Annotated in this window: 21 protein-coding genes, 1 tRNA gene and 1 pseudogene; 13 read left to right on the top strand and 10 right to left on the bottom strand. The window is 63.3% G+C overall.

The features are described from left to right. Positions 1-69: 69 nt before the first annotated feature. The 3 genes and pseudogenes from ACE2AC_RS13865 to ACE2AC_RS13855 form a co-directional block, all read right to left on the bottom strand. Positions 70-414 (bottom strand): hypothetical protein, encoded by a 345-nt coding sequence (locus ACE2AC_RS13865; protein ID WP_375692112.1) that lies wholly within the window; start codon positions 412-414, stop codon positions 70-72. Between the two features lie 16 nt (positions 415-430). Beyond that, positions 431-1,129: a hypothetical protein gene (locus ACE2AC_RS13860; protein ID WP_375692152.1), complete on the bottom strand. Its 699-nt coding sequence runs from the start codon at positions 1,127-1,129 to the stop codon at positions 431-433. 109 nt (positions 1,130-1,238) lie between these two features. After that, positions 1,239-1,442 (bottom strand): annotated as a pseudogene (locus tag ACE2AC_RS13855) (exonuclease domain-containing protein); the annotation flags it as partial. 122 nt (positions 1,443-1,564) lie between these two features. Here ACE2AC_RS13855 and ACE2AC_RS13850 point away from each other — a divergent pair. From ACE2AC_RS13850 to ACE2AC_RS13835, 4 genes are read left to right on the top strand one after another with little or no spacing between them, the layout of a single operon-like run. Then, positions 1,565-3,235, top strand: coding sequence for an N-6 DNA methylase (locus tag ACE2AC_RS13850; RefSeq protein ID WP_375687977.1), 1,671 nt, complete (start codon positions 1,565-1,567; stop codon positions 3,233-3,235). After that, positions 3,225-4,544, top strand: coding sequence for a restriction endonuclease subunit S (locus ACE2AC_RS13845; protein WP_375687975.1), 1,320 nt, complete (start codon positions 3,225-3,227; stop codon positions 4,542-4,544). The genes ACE2AC_RS13850 and ACE2AC_RS13845 overlap by 11 nt, the downstream gene beginning before the upstream one ends. Continuing rightward, the gene (locus ACE2AC_RS13840) at positions 4,544-5,281 is read left to right on the top strand and encodes an abortive infection family protein (RefSeq protein WP_375687973.1); all 738 of its coding nucleotides are present in this window, start codon (positions 4,544-4,546) and stop codon (positions 5,279-5,281) included. The genes ACE2AC_RS13845 and ACE2AC_RS13840 overlap by 1 nt, the downstream gene beginning before the upstream one ends. Continuing rightward, a complete protein-coding gene (locus ACE2AC_RS13835) occupies positions 5,278-8,418 on the top strand; it encodes a type I restriction endonuclease subunit R (RefSeq protein WP_375687971.1) in 3,141 nt (1,046 codons plus the stop codon). Before ACE2AC_RS13840 ends, ACE2AC_RS13835 begins: the two co-directional genes overlap by 4 nt. A gap of 229 nt (positions 8,419-8,647) precedes the next feature. On the opposite strand, the gene ACE2AC_RS13830 is transcribed toward ACE2AC_RS13835, so the two are convergent. From ACE2AC_RS13830 to ACE2AC_RS13815, 4 genes are all read right to left on the bottom strand, one after another. After that, a tRNA-Thr gene (locus ACE2AC_RS13830) sits at positions 8,648-8,723 on the bottom strand. A 195-nt stretch (positions 8,724-8,918) separates the two neighbouring features. Then, a complete protein-coding gene (locus ACE2AC_RS13825; RefSeq protein WP_375687970.1) occupies positions 8,919-10,484 on the bottom strand; it encodes a heme biosynthesis protein HemY in 1,566 nt (521 codons plus the stop codon). A gap of 67 nt (positions 10,485-10,551) precedes the next feature. After that, positions 10,552-11,832, bottom strand: coding sequence for a COG4223 family protein (locus ACE2AC_RS13820; protein ID WP_375687968.1), 1,281 nt, complete (start codon positions 11,830-11,832; stop codon positions 10,552-10,554). 48 nt (positions 11,833-11,880) lie between these two features. Next, the gene (locus ACE2AC_RS13815) at positions 11,881-12,606 is read right to left on the bottom strand and encodes a uroporphyrinogen-III synthase (RefSeq protein WP_375687966.1); all 726 of its coding nucleotides are present in this window, start codon (positions 12,604-12,606) and stop codon (positions 11,881-11,883) included. Positions 12,607-12,677: 71 nt separating this feature from the next. On the opposite strand from ACE2AC_RS13815, the gene tsaD reads away from it, so the two are divergent. From tsaD to ACE2AC_RS13790, 5 genes are read left to right on the top strand one after another with little or no spacing between them, the layout of a single operon-like run. Beyond that, on the top strand, positions 12,678-13,766 hold the full coding sequence (gene tsaD, locus ACE2AC_RS13810; protein WP_375687964.1) for a tRNA (adenosine(37)-N6)-threonylcarbamoyltransferase complex transferase subunit TsaD: 1,089 nt from the start codon (positions 12,678-12,680) through the stop codon (positions 13,764-13,766). Continuing rightward, the gene (locus ACE2AC_RS13805; protein ID WP_375687963.1) at positions 13,763-14,722 is read left to right on the top strand and encodes an NAD(P)H-dependent glycerol-3-phosphate dehydrogenase; all 960 of its coding nucleotides are present in this window, start codon (positions 13,763-13,765) and stop codon (positions 14,720-14,722) included. Before tsaD ends, ACE2AC_RS13805 begins: the two co-directional genes overlap by 4 nt. Further along, positions 14,723-14,995 carry a YciI family protein gene (locus ACE2AC_RS13800; RefSeq protein ID WP_375687961.1) on the top strand — a complete coding sequence of 91 codons (273 nt, stop codon included), beginning with the start codon at positions 14,723-14,725 and terminating at the stop codon, positions 14,993-14,995. It begins immediately after the preceding gene. Beyond that, complete coding sequence (locus ACE2AC_RS13795; protein ID WP_375687959.1) at positions 14,995-15,414, top strand: EVE domain-containing protein; 420 nt, start codon at positions 14,995-14,997, stop codon at positions 15,412-15,414. The genes ACE2AC_RS13800 and ACE2AC_RS13795 overlap by 1 nt, the downstream gene beginning before the upstream one ends. Before the next feature lie 34 nt (positions 15,415-15,448). Beyond that, positions 15,449-15,844, top strand: a complete 396-nt coding sequence (locus tag ACE2AC_RS13790) for a DUF1761 domain-containing protein (RefSeq protein WP_375687957.1) — start codon at positions 15,449-15,451, stop codon at positions 15,842-15,844. Positions 15,845-16,019: 175 nt separating this feature from the next. On the opposite strand, the gene ACE2AC_RS13785 is transcribed toward ACE2AC_RS13790, so the two are convergent. Together ACE2AC_RS13785 and ahcY are read right to left on the bottom strand one after the other, a co-directional pair. Next, entirely contained in the window at positions 16,020-16,613 is a 594-nt protein-coding gene (locus ACE2AC_RS13785) for a DoxX family protein (RefSeq protein WP_375687956.1), read from the bottom strand. A 227-nt stretch (positions 16,614-16,840) separates the two neighbouring features. After that, a complete protein-coding gene (ahcY, locus tag ACE2AC_RS13780; RefSeq protein WP_375687954.1) occupies positions 16,841-18,235 on the bottom strand; it encodes an adenosylhomocysteinase in 1,395 nt (464 codons plus the stop codon). Between the two features lie 215 nt (positions 18,236-18,450). On the opposite strand from ahcY, the gene ACE2AC_RS13775 reads away from it, so the two are divergent. The 3 genes from ACE2AC_RS13775 to ACE2AC_RS13765 all read left to right on the top strand — a co-directional run bounded on the left by ACE2AC_RS13775 (position 18,451) and on the right by ACE2AC_RS13765 (position 20,702). Further along, positions 18,451-19,044, top strand: coding sequence for an HD domain-containing protein (locus ACE2AC_RS13775; protein WP_375687952.1), 594 nt, complete (start codon positions 18,451-18,453; stop codon positions 19,042-19,044). Next, positions 19,044-19,526: a GNAT family N-acetyltransferase gene (locus ACE2AC_RS13770; protein WP_375687950.1), complete on the top strand. Its 483-nt coding sequence runs from the start codon at positions 19,044-19,046 to the stop codon at positions 19,524-19,526. The genes ACE2AC_RS13775 and ACE2AC_RS13770 overlap by 1 nt, the downstream gene beginning before the upstream one ends. A gap of 261 nt (positions 19,527-19,787) precedes the next feature. Then, positions 19,788-20,702, top strand: a complete 915-nt coding sequence (locus ACE2AC_RS13765) for a LysR substrate-binding domain-containing protein (RefSeq protein ID WP_375687948.1) — start codon at positions 19,788-19,790, stop codon at positions 20,700-20,702. A gap of 33 nt (positions 20,703-20,735) precedes the next feature. On the opposite strand, the gene ACE2AC_RS13760 is transcribed toward ACE2AC_RS13765, so the two are convergent. Further along, positions 20,736-21,284: an ActR/PrrA/RegA family redox response regulator transcription factor gene (locus tag ACE2AC_RS13760; protein WP_375687945.1), complete on the bottom strand. Its 549-nt coding sequence runs from the start codon at positions 21,282-21,284 to the stop codon at positions 20,736-20,738. Positions 21,285-21,501: 217 nt separating this feature from the next. Here ACE2AC_RS13760 and regB point away from each other — a divergent pair, with 217 nt between their 5' ends. Continuing rightward, the gene (regB, locus tag ACE2AC_RS13755; protein WP_375687943.1) at positions 21,502-22,893 is read left to right on the top strand and encodes a sensor histidine kinase RegB; all 1,392 of its coding nucleotides are present in this window, start codon (positions 21,502-21,504) and stop codon (positions 22,891-22,893) included. Positions 22,894-22,949: the final 56 nt, after the last annotated feature.

Raw genomic sequence — 22,949 nt, 5'->3', positions numbered from 1 at the left:
CGCACGCGGGCGGTGCTGACCCGGGTAAGCGGTCAAACCTCTTCGTGACCGCGCCGGCCGCTTTCGCGCCTATCCCCCGCCGATGTTCTCCAGCCAGTTCCGGATTTCTTGCAGCGCGGATGCGTTGGTTTCGTCGACGATAATCCCGTCCAGATCGGCAAGCGCATCTCCGATTGTGCGTCCGGCCTCCACGCCTTCGCGCCCATGCAGTCGATTACGAAGCCACGTCTCGAGCACTTGGCGAAGCTCGGGCCGCAGCGCCTCCGGCTGTTCGAAAAACAGGATGCGCCGCCCGAGTTCACGCAAGCGGTCGTCTTCGAGGGTTTCAACCAGTTCCGCGCTCTCCTGCCAGGTCGCCGCGTGAAAAGCCTGCATGCGCCCCTCATCAGCCCGGCTGGGGAACCCTTTATACATCCGCGCCTCGACCACCTCAGCGGCCGGCCAGGGCGGGTAGCGCTGGGCTAGGGCTTTGCCCCACCCGCGCGGCAAAAGGGCCGTCCTGGGCGATCTCCGAGGCTCTACGGGCGACCTCCGACGCGGCAATGCCAAGGTCAGGCCCGAGCGACATATCCACCACTGCCGGCATCTTGTTCGAGGTGACAATTCTTATGGCCCTGTCGGGCCCCTGCATCGCCCTCACCAACCCGTCGACATCCATTCGCAGAATCGGTTCGGGGTCCTTGGTCAGATCGAAAACCCCGAGCATGGTTGGGTTGTCGTGGCTCTGGCCGCAGCCCACCACTGGAAGCACCGTGGGACGGCCCATGTGGTACTGGACAAAGCAAAGTAGTTGCCCCGAAAGCACGCGCGCCTGGACCTCCGACTTGTCGACCATGGGCATCAGGGAAGCCCAGACAGCCGGCGCGCGATCGCGGATCAGGCGTGCCATGAAGATGGTCGCCTCAACATCTGCCAGAGCGTCATGGGCGTTCTCGTGAGCAAACCCGTTGGCGGGGGCCAACATGTCGAGTTTCAGGGTGGGCCGCTCATTGTGGTCGATCGGTACCGTGATGGCGTTGGGCGCCAGTGCGGCCGTCGCCTGTGCCAAGCGGAGCACGTCCGCCCACTGATTTCCGTTCGTGTTGGTCAGGTAGATGGGCTGCAGGGTCTGATAGAACGCCTGCCGCATCAAAGCCTCGTCGAAGGCGAGAGTGTTGTACCCGGTAAAAGATCGCCGGTGACCACTCGTGCAGCTTCTGTGCGATGGTCTGCATGGCCTCGTAGTGAGACGGTAGACTGGGGTCCGAAAGCATCTCTGGCGTCACCCGTGTGGCCAGCAGGGCGCCTGGTGCCGGGACGACATGAGGCAGCAGACGGCAGCGGATTGAGAAGCGGTCCAGTTCGTTCAGGTCGTCATCCGTTCGGATTGCTGCAAACTGCAGAATCTGGTCGAATGTGGTGTCCGTGCCGGTGGTTCCCGTGTCGTAGAAGACGAAAGACATGCCGCTAACGTAGCTGGAGTACGAGGGTGCAGTAAGCCCCAGTTTCACCTAGAAAAATCCGCGGCCAAGGTTATGCTGCTACTGATCGCCAAAAAGCGGATTGATTGTCGTAGAAGAAAGAAATGACAGACACAGAAAAAGATAAAAAAGCTGCCCTGATACTCGACGAGAAAGAACTCGGCATCGACCCTGAGGCACTCTGGGCAGCGGCGGACAAATTGCGCGGTTCGATCGACGCGGCAGAATACAAGCATGTCGTCCTAGGCCTGATCTTCCTCAAATACATTTCCGACGCGTTCGAGACGCGGCGTGAAGCCCTGCGTGAGGAACTCAAAGCTGACGGCATCACTGGAGCATCCGCCGAAAGCATGCTCGAAAGCCGGGACGAGTACACTGCAGAAAACGTCTTCTGGGTGCCGGTCGAGGCACGTTGGGCGGAGATTCAGGCCAAGGGCAAGACACCGAATATTGGTAAGCTGATCGATGATGCCATGTACGCCATCGAGCGAGATAATCCGAAGCTAAAGGGCAAACTTCCGCGCGACTATGCGCGTCGCGGAATTGCTCCGGAGCGTCTTGGCGGGCTAATTGACCAGATTGCTTCGATCGCAGTAGGCACGAAGGAAGCGCAGAAGAAAGACATTCTAGGTCGTGTCTATGAGTATTTCCTAGGAAAGTTCGCCGCTGCCGAAGGCAAACTCGGCGGGGAGTTTTTCACGCCCAGCTCAATTGTGCGGCTGATGGTCGAAATGATCGAACCCTATGAGGGCCGCGTTTACGATCCTGCCTGCGGATCAGGCGGCATGTTTGTTCAATCCGAACGCTTTGCCGAAGCTCACGGCGGATCGAAACGTGATCTCTCTGTGTTTGGGCAGGAGTCGAACCCGACCACTTGGCGACTGGCGCACATGAATCTCGCCATTCGCGGGATCGAGGCCAATCTGGGCGAACAGCCTGCGGATAGTTTTACACGCGATCTGCACCCGGACCTTAAGGCGGACTACATCCTCGCAAATCCGCCATTCAACATTTCTGACTGGTCGGGCGACCTGCTTCGAAGCGACACGCGTTGGAAGTACGGCCCCCCGCCGGTGGGCAATGCGAACTATGCTTGGATTCAGCACTTCATTCACCATCTCGCCCCTCCAAATGGTAAGGGCGGCGGAATCGCGGCGTTTGTGATGGCGAATGGGTCGCTGTCTTCGAGCTCTGGTGGTGAAGGAGAAATCCGCAAAAAGATCATCGAGGCCGACCTCGTTGACTGCATTATCGCCATGCCGCCACAGCTTTTTCTGACGACAGGAATTCCAGTCTGCCTTTGGTTTGTCACGCGCGACAAGTCGGGCAAACATCTTGATAAAGGCCGTGGCGGACGCGACCGCTCGGGCGAAACACTATTCATCGATGCGCGTGATATGGGCGCGCTAGAGGAAGGGTCGCGAACGCTACGCTTCCTATCAGGCCGCGACCACCCGACATCCCCTCCACCACCAGAGACAGAAATTGGCCGCATTGTCCGCACATACCACTCTTGGCGCGGCGAAGGAGACGCAGGCGCCTACGCGGACTTAAAGGGCTTCAGTAAGGCTGCAACTTTAGACGAAATCAGAAAAGCAAAGCACATTCTCGTTCCAGGCCGCTACGTAGGTTCCGCTGACCGCGTAGTCAGTAATGAGACTTTCGATGAACGGATGACGCGGCTGACTGGAGAGTTAGAGGCGCAACTTGTCCAGACTAGAGAGTTGGATGAAAGTATCAAGCGTAGCTTGGGGGCACTAGGTTATGGACTTTAGTTACCCGACACGTCCGCTGAATGCCTTCGCTAAGCTTCTATCGGGAGGCACTCCATCGAAGGCCAAGCAAGAATTCTGGAATGGTGACATCCCATGGATCACTCCGAAGGATATGGGCGACTGGAACGGTTCAACTGCAAATCATGTAACGCCAGATGCCGTTGGAAATGGTACCCGGCTTGCACCGGCTTGGACGTCCTACATTGCAGTGCGGGGAATGTCGCTTCATAAGGAAATTAGGGTTGTACGAGCTCCCTTTCCTGCGACATTCAATCAAGACATCAAGGCAGTTGAGGCGTTTGATGGCGTTGACAATCGCTTTCTTTATTACTGTCTCGTAGCTCACAAACCAACTCTATTGGAGAAAGTCGAGTCAGCGGGCCATGGAACGGGGCGCTTACCTACTGACCAGTTGGAATCGCTTCAGATACCTGACGTTGATGACAATATCAGCGTCTCCATTGCCAAGGTTTTGGGTAACCTGGACGACAAGATTATTCTGTTGCGGGAGATGAACACGACGCTAGAGGGGATCGCTCGGGCAGTGTTTCGGGCGTGGTTCATCGATTTCGAGCCTGTCCGAGCAAAAGCGGTCGGCGCGACCAGCTTTCGCGGCATGCCTCAGAACCTATTTGAGACCCTTCCTGATAGCTTCACACCCTCCGAACTTGGTGACATCCCGACAGGGTGGACTGTGAAGTCTCTAAACGAATTAGTTTCTCAACCGGTTAAGCGAGGATTGGCACCTAAGTACACAAAGACCGGAGGCGTTGTCGTCTTGAACCAGAAATGCGTCCGCAACTGGGAAGTCAATTTGGAGCTTGGGCGGCGTCACGACGCGGAAGCAAAGCCGCTTAAGGACAAATCAGTGGACCGGTTTGACATCCTCGTAAATTCAACTGGCGTCGGCACGCTCGGCCGGGTGGCTCAGGTGTATCATCTCAATGAGGAGACCACGGTCGACAGCCACCTATCCCTTGTGAAGCCCAACCCTCAAAAAATTGCTCCGATTTTTCTCGGCATCAATTTAACTGAGCGCGAAGAAGAGATCGAACGGCTTGGCCATGGTAGCACTGGTCAAACCGAACTTAGTAGACACAAACTCGGTGAACTAGGCATGCTGGTTCCCAAAGAGGAGTTTCAGTCTGCTTTTGAAGATATTGCGCTGCCATTGATCGAAAGAAAGACTTCAAATACACATGAAGCATCTGTGCTTTCGTCCATGCGCGATACGCTTCTTCCCAAACTCATCTCAGGCGAATTGGAAACGCCTAGCTTAGAGGCGCTCGGTCTCGAAGGCGGAGACTGATGGCGGTGGAGGCCCACCCTTTCCGCCTAACGGCGTGCAGAGAGCTTATGGAGCGGCACCCAGGTGCACTGAGAATTGAACAACAAGTCCGGGCTATAGAAGCGAGCTACCCCAATGACCCAGGTACGATGGTTGTTTTTTGTCGCAGCATAATTGAGACGACTTGCAAAACTATACTTGCTGACCGTTCAGTTGAAATTCCAGGCAACCCAAAATTTTCTGAGCTCATGCTCAGAGCAAGGCAGGTTTTGGGCCTCGAGAAGCCTCGTGAAGGGCAAACGAGTGACCTGACAAGAAAGAACCTTGGAATGATAACCGGCGGCATTGGACAGATTGTTGAAGGTCTTGGGAATCTGCGAAATTCCGACGGCAGCTTCGCTCACGGCGCTGACGCTTATGCGCCATTGTTCGATATCGAATACGCAGAAATCCTTGCAAGGGCCGCGGATGCAGCGGTCGGTTTCTTATTCAAAAGTCACTTATCACAGATCGATGTCGACCCACATGATAGAGTGTCGTTTGGGTCATATCGAGAGTTTGACGACATTGTTGATTATCAAAGTGATGAAATATCAATCTTTGAAGCCCCGATAAGGCCAAGCGAGGCGCTCTATCACTGCGAACCTCAATTATATGATAATGAGCTGCGTCGTTTCTTGCGCGAAAAGAAAGAATTGGCTGCCCGAAACCATATAATAGTGAGCATTTTGACTGATCTAATCGGGCACAAATCATGAAGGAAGACATCGTCGAACAAGCCGCCGTTGCTTGGTTTGAATCTCTTGGTTATGATACCGAGCGCGGTGCCGATATCTCAGTTGGCGCAGACTACCCGTTGCGCGAGTCATACGAAGACGTCGTGCTTTTGCCCCGTCTCAAGGCGGCGTTGCGCAAACTGAATCCAGACTTGCCTGAGGATGCCATCGGACAGGCGACGACGCTTGTGTCTCGCCCGCCAGAACCAACGCTTGAACAGAACAACCGATGGTTCCATCGCTTGCTGACGGATGGCGTGGACGTTGACTACCGAACGGCGGAGGGCGAAACGCGCGGCGACAAAGCGAAGTTGTTCGACTGGCACAATTTGTCTGCGAACGATTTTCTGGTGGTTCGTCAGCTCACCGTGAAGAACGGCGAACATACCCGCCGACCCGATCTAGTGATCTTTTTGAACGGTCTGCCGGTCGCCGTGATTGAACTGAAAGACCCGACTAACGAAGAAGCGACACTCTGGACAGCGTTTGACCAGCTCCAAGACTACAAATCCGCGGTGCCTGCGCTCTTTGCCTACAATGAAATCCTTGTCGTCAGCGATGGTGACCAGTCGCGAGTGGGCTCCCTCACCGCTGATCAGGACCGGTTTACGCCTTGGCGTTCGATCAAAGATGTCGGGTATCCAGGCGCGCCGACGCTAGAAACCGTGATCACTGGCCTGTTTCGTCGCGACGCTTTGCTGGACTATTTGGCTCACTGCATTGTTTTCGAAGAAGACGAACGCACAGGTCGTATCATCAAGAAGATTGGCGGTTATCATCAGTTTCGCGCGGTTCGCAAAGCACGCGAACGGGTGACACTATCCCTCAAACCGGAAGGTGATGGACGTGGCGGCGTCGTCTGGCACACGCAGGGCTCCGGCAAGAGCTTGACCATGCTGATGCTCTCTGGCGCTTTAATTGGAGATTCAGCGCTTCAGAATCCGACCATTGTTGTTGTTACCGACCGCAACGATCTCGACGGTCAGCTGTTTGGAACTTTTGCTGATGGACGCGCGCTCTTGCGCCAAGACCCGGAGCAGGCTGCGGATAGAGAAGACCTTTCCAGTAAACTCAACCGCGCTTCGGGCGGGGTGATATTTACGACCATCCAGAAGTTCGAAGAGCGTGCGGAGCCCGTCAGCAATCGTTCAAATATTGTGGTTCTTGCGGACGAAGCGCACCGTAGCCAATACGGTTTTCTTAAAGGCGGTGCGCGTTGGATGCGACAAAACCTTCCGAACGCAACTTTCGTTGGCTTCACAGGTACTCCGGTAGAAGGTGATGACCGATCTACACGCGGTGTATTCGGAAGCGAAGTCGATATCTACGACATAAAACAAGCAATCGACGATAACGCTACGGTCCCAATTTACTACGAAATGCAACTCATTAAACTGATTCCAGACGATGAGGGGATATCAGAGGCCGAACGGCTGATCGCACAAGCAGCCGACGACGACGACGCGGGTTCGTCCGGCGATTCTGACATCGCAGTTCCGTTGGAAATACTTGCTGGCGCAGGCCAACGTCTTGATACTTTGGCCGCTCAAATCATCAGCCACTTCGATCAGAGATCAGAGGTGATTGATGGGAAGGCGATGATCGTCTGTATGAGCCGCGAGATCTGCATGAACCTTTACGATAAGATTACATCGCTCCGGCCTGACTGGCACTCGGATGAAGACGACGCAGGCGCGATCAAGGTCGTAATGGACTCAAATGTTGCATCGCGGCGAGTGAAAAAGAACGCAACGGGGAAGCTAATTCGAGATGCCGCCGGGAATCCAGTCTACGAAGAAACCGTCGAGCAGTTCGAAAAACGCGCACAACGGACCAAGTATCACGGACGGACAAAGACACGTCGTCAGAAACTGGCGCTTCGCCTGAAGGACAATGCCGATCCGCTCAGTCTTGTTATCGTATGCGACATGTGGCTGACTGGCTTCGACTGTCCGTCCCTTCACACAATGTATCTCGACAAACCGCTCGCCGGGCATAACCTCATGCAGGCCATCGCAAGGGTGAACCGTGTCTTCGGTGACAAGCCAGGTGGCGTGGTCGTGGACTATTTAGGTATCGCCGACCAGCTTCGCGATGCAATTCAGACCTACACTCAGGCTGGTGGAGAAGGAAAACCTGTCGAGAACATTCAGGATCAGGCAGTGCCCCTCATGCTGCGGCATGCGGAGGAGTTAGCGGCCTTCTTTGGTGATTTCGATTACATGAGCCTTGTCGCAGGTTCAGATGCAGATCAGCTCCAAGCTATTATCGATGGCGCCAATTACGTTCTTCAAAAGGAGAACGGCAAGAAGCGATTTGACGAAATGACGGTCCGTTTGTCGAAGGCATTTGCACTTGCCGTGCCACGCCCCGAAACCAATGCAGTCCGTGACCATCTCGCCTTCTATCAGAATGTCCGCTCTGCAATCCGCAAGCGGTTTGACGATGAAAACCGCATACGATCTAGCGCAAGCTCGCCAGCAGTTAATCAAGTCATTTCAGGTGCAATTCGAACTGACGGGGTTATCGACCTTTTTGAAGTGGCCGGATTGCCCAACACAAACGTAGGTATTTTGTCAGATGAGTTCCTTGATCGGCTCGCGGCGCTACCACAAAAAAACCTAGCGCTTGAGACGCTTAAAAAGTTGTTGAGCGATCAAATTCGAACCCGTGAGCAGGTCAACATCGTGCAATCGCGGTCATTTCGAGAGTCCCTTGAAAGCGTCCTAATCCGTTATTCAAACCGAGCGATTTCAACGGCACAGGTCATCGAGGAGTTAATCGGCTTAGCAAAGTCAATTTCGTCAGCGATTGCTGAAGGTCATGACACCGGCCTCACCGAAGAGGAAATCGCCTTCTATCAGGCGTTGGCCGATAACTCGTCTGCAAAACAGGTGATGCAGGATGAAACGCTAAAGCAAATCGCTAGGGAGTTGGCAGAGAGCATCAAGCGAAAAGCGACTTTGGATTGGACACAGCGAGATACAGTTCGAGCCGATATGCGTCGGACGGTGCGTAGATTGCTCGCAAAGTATGGATATCCACCTGACGCACAGGAATCAGCTACCAAGCTAATCATTGCTCAGGCAGAGCTCATGGCAAAGAATGAGGTCACCTAGAAGCCAATCAGTTTCTCGATACCTGCGCCGAATACCTTGCGTGAGCGGCTAGTCTTATGGCCGGGCCGCTTGAAGCTGCGTTCCGTTATTTGCCGCATGTTCTATAGGTCGGGCCTTAGGGGCATTTTACATGTCTGCAGCACAGGTTTTGACGCCTACCGCACGAAAGAACTAACGTGGCTGATTAAGTCCGATAAATATCTTTATTTTTCAGGTGCTTAAGAAGAACTGGTGCCGCTGAAGGGACTCGAACCCCCGACCCCATCATTACGAATGACGTGCTCTACCAGCTGAGCTACAGCGGCTTTCCGGACCCTACTATGGCCCTACTAGTTCTTCTCCTGTGCCTCGAACTCTTTGGTTTTTCAAGTCATTCGAGCGGGGACCCGCTAATTACGAATGACGTGCTCTACCAGCTGAGCTACAGCGGCCCCGGACGACGCCCTGGCGCCGTGAGCCGGGGCTATAGCATCGGCTGCACGGCACGGAAAGGGCAAATTTCAGGCCTTGGGAACCGATCCCTCGTCGACCACCGGGCGCTTGTCCGCGGGCTCGGCGGGCGGCACGATCTCGGCATCCGGGACCTCGGCCGGGGCCGGTTCGGCGGGCTTCGGTTCGGGCTCGGGCGGCGTCGCGTCCGCGGGGACGGTGGCGGCCGCGGCGGGCGGCGGGGTCGGCGCGGGTTCCTCCAGCTTGCCGACGATCAGCGGCAGGGTCGAGCTCGACATCACGTTGGTCACCTCGCCCTGCGGCGGGGTGCGCCAGGTCAGGGTGTCGAAGGCCGCGCAGTTCACGCAGACCGGCGTCCATTCACCGTGCACCTGACCGCAGTTGTCGCAGGTCCACTGCGGCCCGCGCGACGCGGTGACAGCGCGCGCCAGCCAGCCGCGCACCACGGCGTCGGGCTTGCCCTCGCCCCGGTCGATGGCCGCCATGATCGACAGCGTCCGCGCATCCGGGCTTTCGACCGCCAGGTCGCCGATCGCGCGGCGCGCTTCGGGGAAATCCTCGGCGGCCAGCGCCAGTTCGGCCAGCAGCAACCGGGTCTCGCGGTTCTCGGGGTGCTGCTTGGTGATCGGCTTGAACCGCTTGAGCCGCGCCTGCGCGTCCTCGTTCGGCTCGATCTCGGCAAAGGCGGCGGCCAGGTCGGGATGCGGCTGCACGCCCCAGGCCTTGGTCAGCACCCGCGCCGCATATTTCGGCTTGCCCTGGTCGATGTAGGACCGCGCCGCCATCACGGCCGCCGGGATCAGGTCGGGCGACAGGCGGTTCGCCTCGATCGCGGCCTCGCGCGCCTCGATGGTGTTGCCCTCGTCCAGCACGTCCTTGGCGGTCGACAGCGCCAGGATCGCGTCGCGCCGCTTGTGCACGTCGCGCGGCATCGCGCCATGGCGCAGCTTGGCGTTCAACGTGGCGCGCGCGCCCTTCCAGTCATGCTGCTGCGCCTGCAGCTGCAGCAGGGTGTCCTGCACCTCGCCATGCGACGGCTTGAGTGCAAAGGCCTTCTCGGCCAGCTTCATCGCCGTCTCGGTGTCGCCCTCGGCCAGCTTCTGCTTCATGATGCCGCGAATGCCGACGAAGCGGGTCCGGTCGTCCGCCAGCAGCACCTTGTAACAATCGGCCGCCTTCTTGCTGTCGCCCATCTGCTCGGCCGCCTGGGCGGTCAGCAGCGTCGTGATCTCGGGCCGGTCGAGGTATTTCTGCGCCTTCTTCGCCTTGGCCATCGCCAGCCGGGATTCCCCGGCGGCCAGCGCGATCATGCCTTCCTCCATCGCGGCATAGCCCTTGCGCTCGCGGTTGCGGTCGAAATAGCGCGAGATCGCGGTCTCATCCCCGTTGATGAACCGCAGCGTCGCCATCAGCAGGCCCAGCAGCTTCAGCACCAGCCAGGCCGCGACCAGCAGCACCACGAGCGAGATGACCGCCGCGATCGGCGTCAGGTTGAACTCCAGCGTGCCGACCGCGATCCGGACGCTCCCGTCGAGGTCCATCAGGTAACTCGCGAACATCGCGGCGGCGGCCACGATCAGCACGAAGATGATAATTTTCACGAGCGACCAGAGCATGGGGCGATAGTCCTGAATTTCTTGGTATCTGGCCGGGCCGGGGCCCGACCGGGTTCAATCGGGTGTCTCAGCTGTCGCTGAGCCGGGCATTCACGTCCTCGGCGGCGGCCAGCGCGTCGGCCCGCAGCCTGGCCTGTTCGATCCAGCCCGCCAGCTCGGCGCGCGAGACATCGGGCAGGGTCTCAAGCTCGGCCAGCGCGTCCGACAGGCGCCCGGCGGCCAGCGCGCCCTCGGCCCGCGACAGGATCGCGTCGGGGTCGCTGCCCTCGCGCGGCTTGAGCGACCGGACCCCGAACTGGTCGCGCAGGAAGCTGCCGACCGAGTTGTTGTCCGACGCCCCGCGCGATGCGTCGAGCGCGGTGCGCGCCGCTTCCGGGTAGGCCTCGCGCAAGTCCGCCATCGAGGGCACGCCGCTTTCGGCCGAAGCCGCCAGCGCCTCGGGCACCTCCTGGCCGGCCGCCTGCAGGTCGGCCAGCGCCGCGCCGTAGGGCGCCCCGCTGTCCAGCGACGACAGGATCCGCGTCAGCGCGGCCCGGCGCATCGTCGCCTCGGCCGTCGCGTTGGCGTCGCTTTCCATCTGCCGCGCCTGGTCCACCAGCGCCTCGACCTCGCCGCGCTGGTCCTGCATCGCCTGCCGCAGGCGCTCCAGCTCGGTCTCGTAGGCCGCGATCGCCTCTTGCGAGACGTTTTCCGTCACCGGCCGCTTCTCGAGCTCGGCGATCCGGCCGTTGATGCCCTCGACGTCGCCCGACATCGCGTCCAGGCGGCTGACCGCCTGCTGCAGGGCCGCGTTGATCTCGTCGATGCGGCTGTCGACCTCGCTTGCGCCCTGCGACCCGGTGATCTCGGTCCGCAGTTCCTCGATGGTCGCGCCCTGCTGGCTGATCCGCTGCGCGAACTCGTCCATCTGCGCGGCGGCATTGTCCTGCTGGTTCGACCGCACCAGCCAGTAGCCGGCGCCGAAACCGATGGCCGCGGCCAAGATGCCGCCCAGGAACATCGGGAAGAATCCGCCGCCGCTGCGCTCGACCTCGGCGGCGGGCGGGGGCGGCGGAACGGACGCCGTGGCGGGCGCCACCGGCTCCTCGGCCAGCGGCGGCGTGGTTTCGCCGCGCGGATCGTGTTCGACGGTGTGCGGCGCGGGTGCGCCGCCCGCGACATCGGCCGCGGCAAAGGCAAACCCCTCGGGGCGCGGATCGTGTTCGACGGCGGTCAGGTCGACCTTCGGGGCCATCTCGGGGGCGGCCGCCTCGGCGGCAACCTCGGGCGCGGCGACCGGGTCGACACCCGCGGCCGGCTCCGTCACGTCGTTCTTTGCCTTGCCCGAGGAGGATTTCTTCTCAGCCACGTCGCGACCCTTTCGATTCCATTTGCGCTGCCAAGCAGCGAGAAAAGCTTACTTTGCGGCCCCCGTGCCCTCAACCCGGCTGACCCGGTCATGGCAAACCACCACCGTATCCACCATCGAGCGCAGATCGGGCTGCCCGGCAATGGTGCATTTTGCCCCGCTCCACGGCGCCACCGCCTCGGCCACCGCGGGACTCATCGCCACTATGTAGACCGGTGCGCGCGGATTTTCACCCTGTACCAGCAGTTTGCCGGTCCGGGGCGAGAACACCGGCGCGATCACCGGCGCGTTACCGGATAGTGCGTCACGCGCGGCGTCGGTCAAGGGCTCGGCCCGCTGGTCATAGATCGCCCGCCCCCCGGCTGCGATCCCGGCCGCGCGCAGTTCGGCGCCGAAATCCATCCGCAGATGCCGCCCGTGCAGGTGCAGCCAGCGCCCCGCGGGCCGCGCCGCCACGATCCGGGGCAGCAACGTCGCCGCATCCTCGGCCTGATCGAGAACGTCCATCCCCGCTGCCCGCGCGACCTCGGCCGTCCCCTCGCCCACGCAGTAGCACGGGCGCGCCGGCCCGCCCTGCGCCGCATAGGCCCGCACCCCGTTGCGCGAGGTAAAGATCAGCCCGTCGATCCCCGCCATCCCGGGCAGGTCGCCCACCGGTTCGATCCGCAGCAGCGGAGAGATCAGCACCGCGACCCCGTCCAGCCGGTCCCGCAGCATGGCGGCAAAGGCCTCCGCATCCGGCGCGGGGCGGGTCAGCAGGATCACCGGGGTCATCGTGGCGCGACAGTTGTTTGCATGACCATCAGGTGTTACCTGCCGTGCAACCTCTCTGCAATGGACGCCACATGACCGCGCCTGTCATCCTCGGGATCGAAAGCAGCTGCGATGACACCGCCGCGGCGGTGATCCGGGGCACCCCCGGCGCGGCCGAGATCCTGTCGTCGGTGGTCTCGGGCCAGGCCGAGCTGCACGCGCCCTTCGGCGGCGTCGTGCCGGAAATCGCCGCGCGCGCCCATGCCGAGAAGATCGACCTCTGCGTGGCCGAGGCGCTGTCCGAGGCGGGGCTGACCCTGCGCGACATCGACGCGGTTGCCGTCACCGCCGGGCCCGGCCTGATCGGGGGCGTGCTGTCGGGCGTGATGTGCGCCAAGGGCATCGCCATCGGCGCGGGCCTGCCACTGGTCGGGGTGAACCACCTCGCCGGCCATGCGCTGACGCCCCGGCTGACCGACGGCGCGGCCTTCCCCTACCTGATGCTGCTGGTCTCGGGCGGGCATTGCCAGTTCCTGGTTGTCGAGGGGCCGGACAACTTCCGCCGCCTTGGCGGCACCATCGACGACGCCCCGGGCGAAGCCTTCGACAAGACCGCGCGCCTGCTGGCCCTGCCGCAGCCCGGCGGCCCCTCGGTCGAGGCCGAGGCGCGGCGCGGCGATCCCAAGCGCTTTGCCTTCCCGCGCCCGCTGCTCGACCGGCCGGGCTGCGATCTCAGCTTCTCGGGGCTCAAGACGGCGCTGCTGCGCACCCGCGACAGCGTGATGGAGGGCCATCGCCTGAAACGCCAGGACCGCGCCGACCTCTGCGCCGGGTTCCAGGCCGCCGTGGTTGACGTCCTGGCCGAAAAGACCCGCCGCGCCATCGCCGAATACCTCGAGTTAGAGCCTGAAATGCCCCTCATCGCCGTCGCAGGCGGGGTCGCCGCGAACCAGGCGATCCGGGCCGCGCTGGAAACGGTGGCCGCCGACAACGGGCTTGCCTTCCTCGCTCCGCCGCTCAGTCTGTGCACCGACAACGGCGCGATGATCGCCTATGCCGGGCTGGAACGCTTCTCAGGCGGAGAGGTTGACGACATGACGCTCAAGGCGCGGCCACGCTGGCCGCTCGACCAGCAGAGCCCCGCGCTTCTCGGCGGTGGCAAGAAAGGGGCCAAGGCATGATCGGCGTGATGGGAGCGGGGGCGTTCGGCACGGCGCTCGCGGTGTCGCTGGCACTCGGCGGGCGCGACGTGGTGCTCTGGGCGCGCGACGGCGACGCCGTGGCGCGAATGCGGAACGACCGGGTCAACCCCCGCCTGCCCGGTGTGACCCTGCCCGACACCCTCACCGTCACCGACGATTTCGACACTCTTTCAGGCGATTTTCCCGTTCTCCTCGCCGTTCCGATGCAGAAACTGCGCGACGCGATCCGCAGCCAGCACGCCATCCTCGACGCCCGCCCGCTGGTCGCCTGCTGCAAGGGGATCGAGCTCGCCACCGGCCACGGCCCGTCGCAGGTCATCGCCCAGGAACTGCCCGGCGCCACCCCCGCCCTGCTGACCGGCCCCAGCTTTGCCGCCGACATCGCCCGTGGCCTGCCGACCGCCCTGACGCTGGCCTGCGCCGAAGGTCCCTGCGCCGAGGAACTGCAGACCGCGCTCTCCGCCCCCAACCTCCGCCTCTACCGGACCGAGGACGTGGTGGGCGCGGAAACCGGCGGCGCGATGAAGAACGTGATCGCCATCGCCTGCGGCGCGGCCATCGGCGCGGGCTACGGCGAAAGCGCCCGTGCTGCCGTGATGACCCGCGGCTATGCCGAAATGGTGCGCCTGGCCGTCGCGCGCGGCGCCCAGCCCGGCACGCTGGCCGGTCTCTCCGGCTTCGGTGACCTCGCCCTGACCTGCACCTCGACCCAGTCGCGCAACTACGCCTTCGGGATCTCGATCGGCGAAGGCGCGAAGTTCGACCCGAACATCACCGTCGAAGGCGCGGCGACCGCCCGCGCCGTGGCCAAGGCCTCGCGTGCGCTCGGGGTCGAGATGCCGATCACGCAGGTCGTCGTCGCGCTGATCGACGGCAAGGTTGACATGGAAACCGCGCTCGGGATGCTGCTGTCTCGTCCGCTCAAGGAGGAATAGATGCTCATTGCCCTCATCGCCCGGGACAAACCCGGCGCCCTGCAGACCCGCAAGGACAACCGCGAGGCTCACCTGCAGTACATCGCCGACACCGGCGTGGTGTTCCAGGCGGGCCCCCTGCTCGACGCCACGGGCGAGATGTGCGGATCGCTGGTGATCCTCGAGGTCGCCGACATGGCCGCCGCGCAGGCCTGGGCCGATGGCGATCCCTACGCAAAGGCGGGCCTGTTCTCCGACGTCGAACTGACCGCGTGGAAAAAGGTCATCGGCTGATGCGCTACTGGCTCTTCAAGTCCGAGGTCTCGACCTGGAGCTGGGACCAGCAGGTGGCCAGGGGTGACGCGGGCGAGGAATGGAACGGCGTCCGGAACTACCAGGCCCGCAACTTCATGCGCGAGATGACGGTGGGCGACCTCGGCTTCTTCTACCATTCCCAGAAAGAGAAGGAGATCGTCGGCATCGTCGAGGTCTGCGCGCAATCGCATCCCGACAGCACCACCGACGACGACCGCTGGGACTGCGTGGACATCAAGGCGGTCAGGCCAATGGTGAAGCCGGTCACGCTGGAACAGTGCAAGGCCGATCCGCGCCTCGCCGACATGGTGCTGGTGAACAACACCCGCCTCTCGGTTCAGCCCGTGACCGAAGCCGAATGGCAGGTGATCTGCGAAATCGGCGCTACACTGCCCTGACGCCCCCACCGGGGGCCGAGCAGGGGAGTGACCAATGAACGTCATCGCAATTCTCGCGGCAGCGGCCGCAGGCTTCGTCATGGGCGCGGTGTGGTACATGACGCTGGCCGGGTTCTGGCTGCGCGCGCTCGACATCGAGCTGGACGAAAAGGGAAAGCCGAAGATGGAGGGGTCCTACGCGCCCTTCGTCGTCTCGGCCATCGTGATGCTGATCGTGGCGACGATGATGCAGCACATCCTCACCTCGTCCGGGGTCGAGGGCGCGGGTGCATCCCTCGTCGCGGGCCTCGGCATCGGGGCCTTCCTGATCACGCCCTGGGTGGCGATGAACTATGCCTACGCGATGCGGAAGGTGATGCTGACGGTGATCGACTGCGGCTATGCCATCCTGGGCTGCGGCGTGATCGGGCTGGTGCTGGGGCTGTTCTGATAAACGAACGGAGGGCACGGCATCACCCGGAACCCTCCGTTTCCCCACGTGCTCCCTACGCACCACACGTGAAACTGATTGGTCCCGGGCCGTCCTGGCCCAGCGGGGTCTGGATACACCCGGACACCCCCGCGGGGCAAAGGATTAGTGGTTAGAATTGTCCGGGACGGAATGCTCAGAACTCCTTCCGGAACCGTCGGTCGAGTGAATACCACCCGCCACCGAGCGCCGCGATGATGCAGGCCCCCGCCGCCCAGAACAGCGAGGCATATTCAGCCTTGAGCTGGACGCCGACCGCAGAGTTCAGGAACCCTGCCCCGCCGTCCGGCAGCAGGTGCGCCTGGCCCGCCGCGGTCAGCAGGTCGGGATTGGCGGTCAGGTATTCGATCCCTGCTTGGGTCAGGAACGCGTCGCCGTACGGGTTGGCCACGTGATACCAGAGCGTGACCAGCAGCATGATCCCGTTGGCCAGCGCTGCCGGCCGCGTCCAGAGGCCGAGGATGATCAGGATCGCGCCAAAGAAATTCACCACCGCCATCAGCGGCGAAAAGAACCAGCCGGGGTGAAAACCCATGCTCTCCACGAAGCCCGACAGGGCCATCGGCGCGATGATCTTGTTCCAGCCCTCGATCAGCAGCGGCACGCCGATCGCCAGCCGAAATCCGAGCCAGCCAAACGGTTGAGCAAAGTTTGTGTAGAACCCGGACAAGAACGGCAGGTAAAGCCGCTCTCGCGGTGTATCGAATGGATGGTGCAGACGTTCGTCCATGACCGTCACTCCTCTGGGGGAAGTTCGTTGAACTTCAGGGGGATGAAACCACTGGCACTCGGTACGACGACCTGCCCACATGATCGGCGCACAACCTTTGGATGTCGAGTGATGACGACAACTCCGGCACCGCGACCGGCCCGCAAACGCGAAACGCCCCCACGGTGTCCCGCGGGGGCGTCCTGAATTCCGATCCGCCGCCTGGCCCGTGATCCGGGCCGCCGCGATCAATACCGGTAATGCTCCGGCTTGAACGGACCCTCGGGGCTGACCCCGATGTAATCGGCCTGGTCGGCGGCCAGCTTGGTTAGCTTCACCCCGATCCGGTCGAGGTGCAGGCGCGCGACCTTCTCGTCCAGGTGCTTGGGCAGGATGTAGACCTTGTTCTCGTAGTCATCGCCCTTGGTGAAGAGCTCGATCTGCGCCAGCACCTGGTTGGTGAAGGACGCCGACATCACAAAAGACGGGTGCCCGGTCGCGTTGCCGAGGTTCAGCAGGCGGCCTTCGGACAGCAGGATGATCCGGTTGCCGCTCGGCATCTCGATCATGTCCACCTGGTCCTTGATGTTGGTCCACTTGTGGTTCTTCAGGTTGGCGACCTGGATCTCGTTGTCGAAGTGGCCGATGTTGCCGACGATCGCCATGTCCTTCATCTCGCGCATGTGCTCGATGCGGATCACGTCCTTGTTGCCGGTGGTGGTGATGAAGATGTCGGCGGTGGCCACCGCATCCTCGAGCGTCACGACCTCGTAGCCGTCCATCGCCGCCTGCAGGGCGCAGATCGGATCGACCTCGGTCACCTTCACCCGCGCACCCGCGCCAGAGAGCGACGCGGCCGAGCCCTTGCCGACGTCGCCGTAGCCGCAGACCACGGCGACCTTGCCGGCCATCATCGTGTCGGTGGCGCGGCGGATGCCGTCGACCAGCGATTCCCTGCAGCCGTACTTGTTGTCGAACTTCGACTTGGTGACAGAGTCGTTCACGTTGATCGCCGGGAACGGCAGGTGCCCCTTCTCCATCATCTTGTAGAGCCGGTGCACCCCGGTGGTGGTCTCTTCCGAGACGCCCTGGATCATGTGGCGCTGCTTGGTGAACCAGCCGGGGCTTTCCGCCAGCCGCTTCTTGATCTGCGCGAACAGCGCCTCTTCCTCTTCCGAGGTGGGCGTCTCGATGATGTCGGTCTCGCCTTCCTCGACCCGAGCGCCCATCAGGATGTAGAGCGTCGCGTCGCCGCCATCGTCGAGGATCATGTTCGCGCCACCCTCGGCGAACTGGAAGATCTGGTCGGTGTAGGACCAGTAATCCACCAGCGTCTCACCCTTGATGGCAAAGACCGGCACGCCGGTTTCCGCGATCGCGGCGGCGGCGTGGTCCTGGGTCGAAAAGATGTTGCACGAGGCCCAGCGCACGTCGGCGCCCAGCGCGGTCAGCGTCTCGATCAGAACGGCGGTCTGGATCGTCATGTGCAGCGACCCGGCGATCCGCGCGCCCTTGAGCGGCTGGCTCTCACCGTATTCCGCGCGCAGGGCCATCAGCCCGGGCATCTCGGTTTCGGCGATATCCAGCTCTTTCCGGCCATAGGCGGCGAGGTTGATATCCTTGACGACGAAATCTTTGGCCATGTGGCGTCCTTCCGGTTCGGTTCGCGGTGCGGCTTAGCACCTGGGCGTTACGCCTTCAATTACAGGGCCGTTGCCCAAGATCCAACCGGGCTTTGCCCCGCCCCCGCGCCCGGTTCCCGTGCAGGCTGCCGGATTACCCGGCAGCCCGCCGCCGGCAGCGGTTGATTTCCCCCGCCGGTTTCCGGCAGATGGCCCGGCAAGGATCGGAGGGCCGGATGGCGAAACAGGCGCGCGCATGGCAACGGATGCTCTCGGGGCGCAGGCTCGACCTGCTCGACCCGACGCCGATGGATGTCGAGATCGAGGACATCGCCCACGGCCTCGCCTTCGTCGCGCGCTGGAACGGGCAGACCAAGGGCGATTTCGCCTACTCGGTCGCGGAACATTCGCTACTGGTGGAAACCCTCTTTGCCCGGATCGACCCCAAGGCGCCGGTGAAATGGCGCCTCGCCGCCCTGCTGCACGATGCGCCGGAGTATGTGATCGGCGACATGATCTCTCCGGTGAAGGCTGCCGTCGGCCCGGCCTACGGCGAACTCGACGCCCGCCTCTCCACCGCGATCCACGTTCGCTTCGGCCTGCCCGCCGTCCTGCCCAAGACCATCAAGCAGAAGATCAAGCGCGCCGACCGCGTCAGCGCCTGGATGGAGGCGGTGCAGATCGCCGGCTTCTCCGAGACCGAGGCGACCGGCTTCTTCGGCCGCCCCGACGCCAGGCTGGTCGAGGGGCTGACCATCCGCCTGCGCCCCCCGACCGAGGTGCGCGACGACTACACCCGGCGCCACGCCGACCTGCTGGCGGCGCTCTGATGCTGCACGTCCGCCGCGCCGGCCCGCTCGACGCCGCCCCGATGGCCGACCTGCTGAACGAGGTCATCGCCATCGGCGGCACCACCGCGATGACCGACCCGGTAACTCGCGCCGACATGCTGGCCTGGCTCGACGCCGATCCGATGTCGATCTGGTTCGTGGCCGAAGACGAGGATGGCGCGCTGCTGGGCTTCCAGTGGGTCGACCGCCCCGACGAGACGCAGGCGTCGGTCTGCTACATCTCGACCTTCTCCCGCGTCGGCCGCACCGGGCTGGGCATCGGTTCCGCCCTCTTCGCCGCCACCCGCGACGCCGCCCGGGCCGCCGGGTTCAGGTTCATCGAGGCCGAGATCCGCGCCGACAACACCGGCGGCCTGGCCTATTACCAGAGCCGCGGGTTCGAGGAGGCCGGCCGCAAGACCGGCGTCCGGCTGAAGGACGGCACCCTCGTCGACAAGGTCATCAAGCGGTTCGAGCTCTAGCGCCCCGCGCCTCATTCCGCCGGTGTGACCGCCGGCGCCCGCCGCGGCCGCCGCGGCCGCCAGCGCCACAGAGTCCAGGCCGGCCGGGCCGGTGTCCAACGGTGCGGCCCGCGGTCCGCCCGCATTGCCCTCAACATCTCATCTGGTAGCCTGATCATCGTTCCACTCCTCCGCGGTGTCGCGGTTTCAGTGGACATGTAATGGTTTTCGCGCCAGACACGCAGTCAGCAATTCTGTCGGACTCTTTAGCTGGGCTATCATATGACCGAACCCGACTGGCGCCACCTGCCCTCGCTCTCTGCCCTGCGCGCCTTCGAGGCGACGGCCCGTCTCGACGGCTTCAGCGCCGCGGCCCGCGCGCTGAACGTGACCCCGGCCGCGGTGGCCCAGCAGGTGCGCGGCCTTGAATCCGACCTCGGCGTCAGCCTCGTGGTCCGGCAGGGGCGCGGCCTGGCCCTGACGCCCGAGGGCACCCGCCTGACCGCCGCCCTGCGCGACGGTTTCGCCACCATCGCCGCCGGGGTCGAGGACCTGCGCCGGAACGAGGCGCGGCGCGGCGTGCGGGTGTCGACCACCCAGGGGTTTGCCCAGTGGATCCTGATGCCCGCCCTGTCGCGGTTCTGGTCGGCCCACCCCGAGATTCCCGTCGCGCTCGACATCACGTCGCGCCTCGCCGACCTGCAGAACGGCACCATCGACCTTGCCATCCGGGCCGGCGCGCTTGACCAGCACTGGCCGGGCACGGTGACGGAGGCGCTGATCCGGTCCCGCTACCTCGTGCTGGCCGCGCCGCAGCTCGCGGCCCGGATCACCTCGCCCGCCGACATGGCGCGGATGCCATGGATCCTGGACCCCCGGAACGACACCGAGGCGCGCTGGCTGGCCCAGATGGGGATCGACCGCGACAGCCTGCGCGTCACCGAGGTCGCCAGCCCCGTGCTCGAGGTCGGATCGGCGGTGCAGGGATACGGGCTGATGTTCGGCGTCGAGAGCATCGTGAAACCGGAACTCGACGCCGGGCGTCTGGTCGAGGTCCCGACCGAGGGGCTGCCCAGCGCGGCCTATGCCATCGTGACCGCCTCGGGCCCGCGTCGGGCGCGGGTGCAGACGTTCATCGACTGGATGAAATCCGACCTCGGCTGCGCGCCCGAAAACACCGACGCAATACCGACGTGATACCGACGCGATACCGACGTCCCGTTCGGTGCCTTAACGCGGGCTGCGCTTGGCCAGGATGCGCTGCAGCGTCCGGCGGTGCATGTTCAGCCGCCGAGCGGTTTCCGACACGTTCCGGTCGCACAGTTCATAGACCCGCTGGATGTGCTCCCAGCGCACCCGGTCGGCGCTCATCGGGTTCTCGGGAGGCGGCGGCAGGGTGTCGCCCTTGGCCAGCAGGGCATTGGTGATGTCGGTCGCATCCGCCGGTTTCGACAGGTAATCCGTGGCCCCGATCTTGACCGCCGCGACCGCCGTGGCAATCGCGCCGTAACCCGTCAGCACGACGATGCGCGCATCCGGGCGACGCTCTCGGATCGCCTCGACCACGTCCAGCCCGTTGCCATCCTCAAGCCGCAGGTCACAGACCGCGTAGGCCGGCGGGCGGGCGGTGGCGATGGCCTTCCCGGCCGCCACGGAATCGGCGGTCTCGACCGCAAACCCCCGTTTTTCCATGGCTTTGGCAAGACGGCGCAGGAAGGGCTCGTCGTCGTCAACCAGAAGCAGCGAAGGATCTTCGCCCAGTTCCACCTTGTCCTGCATCAGGCCATGCTCCTCAGCCCCGGCCCGTCGTTCGGGCCGCAATGTCTTATCCAGTGCTACGGTACAGGTCAAATATAGGTTCAATTTACCATTTCGGTACCGGCGCCCGCCGTCCCTATCCGCTCCGGCCGCCCGGGGCCATGCGACGTCCGGCAGCATTGTCCCGGCCCGCGCCGCACACTACCCTGCCCGCCACCACCAGCACGGACCCCCGGGGATGAGCCACACCGACATAGGACCGATGAAGGGCCAGCAGCGCGGCAACTGGATCCGGCTGCGCACCATCATCCTGCTCCGCTGGGGCGCCATCGCGGGCCAGCTTTCCGCGCTGATCGTCTCCAGCGTCGTGTTCGACCTGCAGCTGGAATACGGCCTCTGCTACCTCGTCGTCGGCATCTCGATCATCGGCAACCTGATCGCCACCCTCGGTTTCCCGGAAAACAAGCGTCTGACCGAGGCCGAGAACATGCTGATGGTGCTGTTCGACCTGCTCCAGCTGGCGCTGCTGCTCTACCTGACCGGGGGGATGAACAACCCCTTCTCGATCCTGATCGTCGGCCCGGTGACGGTCTCCGCCGCCGCGCTATCGGCGCGCTCGACCCTCTTTGTCGGGGCGATCGCGATCTTGGCGGTCACCGTGCTGGTGCCCTTCCACCTGCCGCTCCTGACCGCCGACGGGGACGAACTGCGGATCGCCGCGCTGTTCCTCTTCGGCAACTGGCTGGCCATCGTGATCGCGGTGATCTTCCTCGGCATCTACTCGCGCTGGATCGCGGCCGAGATGCACAACATGTCCGACGCGCTGCAGGCAACGCAGCTGGCACTGGCCCGCGAGCAGAAGCTGACCGACCTCGGCGGGGTCGTCGCCGCCGCCGCGCACGAGCTGGGCACCCCGCTTGCCACCATCAAGCTGACGGCGGCGGAACTGGTCTCGGACCTCGACGGCAGCCCCGAGATGCAGGAGGACGCCCGCCTGATCGGCGAACAGGCCGACCGCTGCCGCGACATCCTGCGCGGCATGGGGCGCGCCGGCAAAGAGGACCTGCACCTGCAGCAGGCGCCGCTGACCGCCGTGGTGGCCGAGGCCGCCGAACCGCACCGCGACCGCGGCAAGACCCTGCATTTCGAGGAAGGACCGGTGCCCGGCCACGAAGGGCCGCAGCCGATGATCCTGCGCCGCCCCGAGGTGATCCACGGCCTGCGCAACCTGATCCAGAACGCCGTCGATTTCGCCCGCGCCAACATCTGGATCGAGGCCCAGTGGAGCGATGCCGAGGTCTCGGTCCGGATCATGGACGACGGCGCGGGCTACCCGCCGCAGGTGATCGGACGGATCGGCGATCCCTTTGTCCGCCGGCGTCGCGGCGAGGCGCGGCAGAGGCCGGGGTACGAGGGCATGGGGCTGGGCCTCTTCATCGCCAAGACCCTGCTGGAACGCTCCGGCGCCGAGCTGAGCTTTGCAAACGGGCCGGACAAGTACGCCGCCACCGGCGAATTCGCCGACCGCACCGGCGCCTTCGTCGAGGTCGTCTGGCCGCGGCGCAAGATCGACGCGATCTCGGGCGACAACGCCCTGGCGATCCGCGCCAACCGCCCGCTGGAGATCTGACCCGCGCCGCGCGGGGCGATTAACCCTTTTTTTACCAATTTGAATCCACCCTTGCT

This window comes from Pseudooceanicola sp. LIPI14-2-Ac024 (assembly GCF_042188925.1).
GTDB lineage: Bacteria > Pseudomonadota > Alphaproteobacteria > Rhodobacterales > Rhodobacteraceae > Pseudooceanicola.
This window is presented reverse-complemented; position numbering and strand designations above follow the sequence as displayed.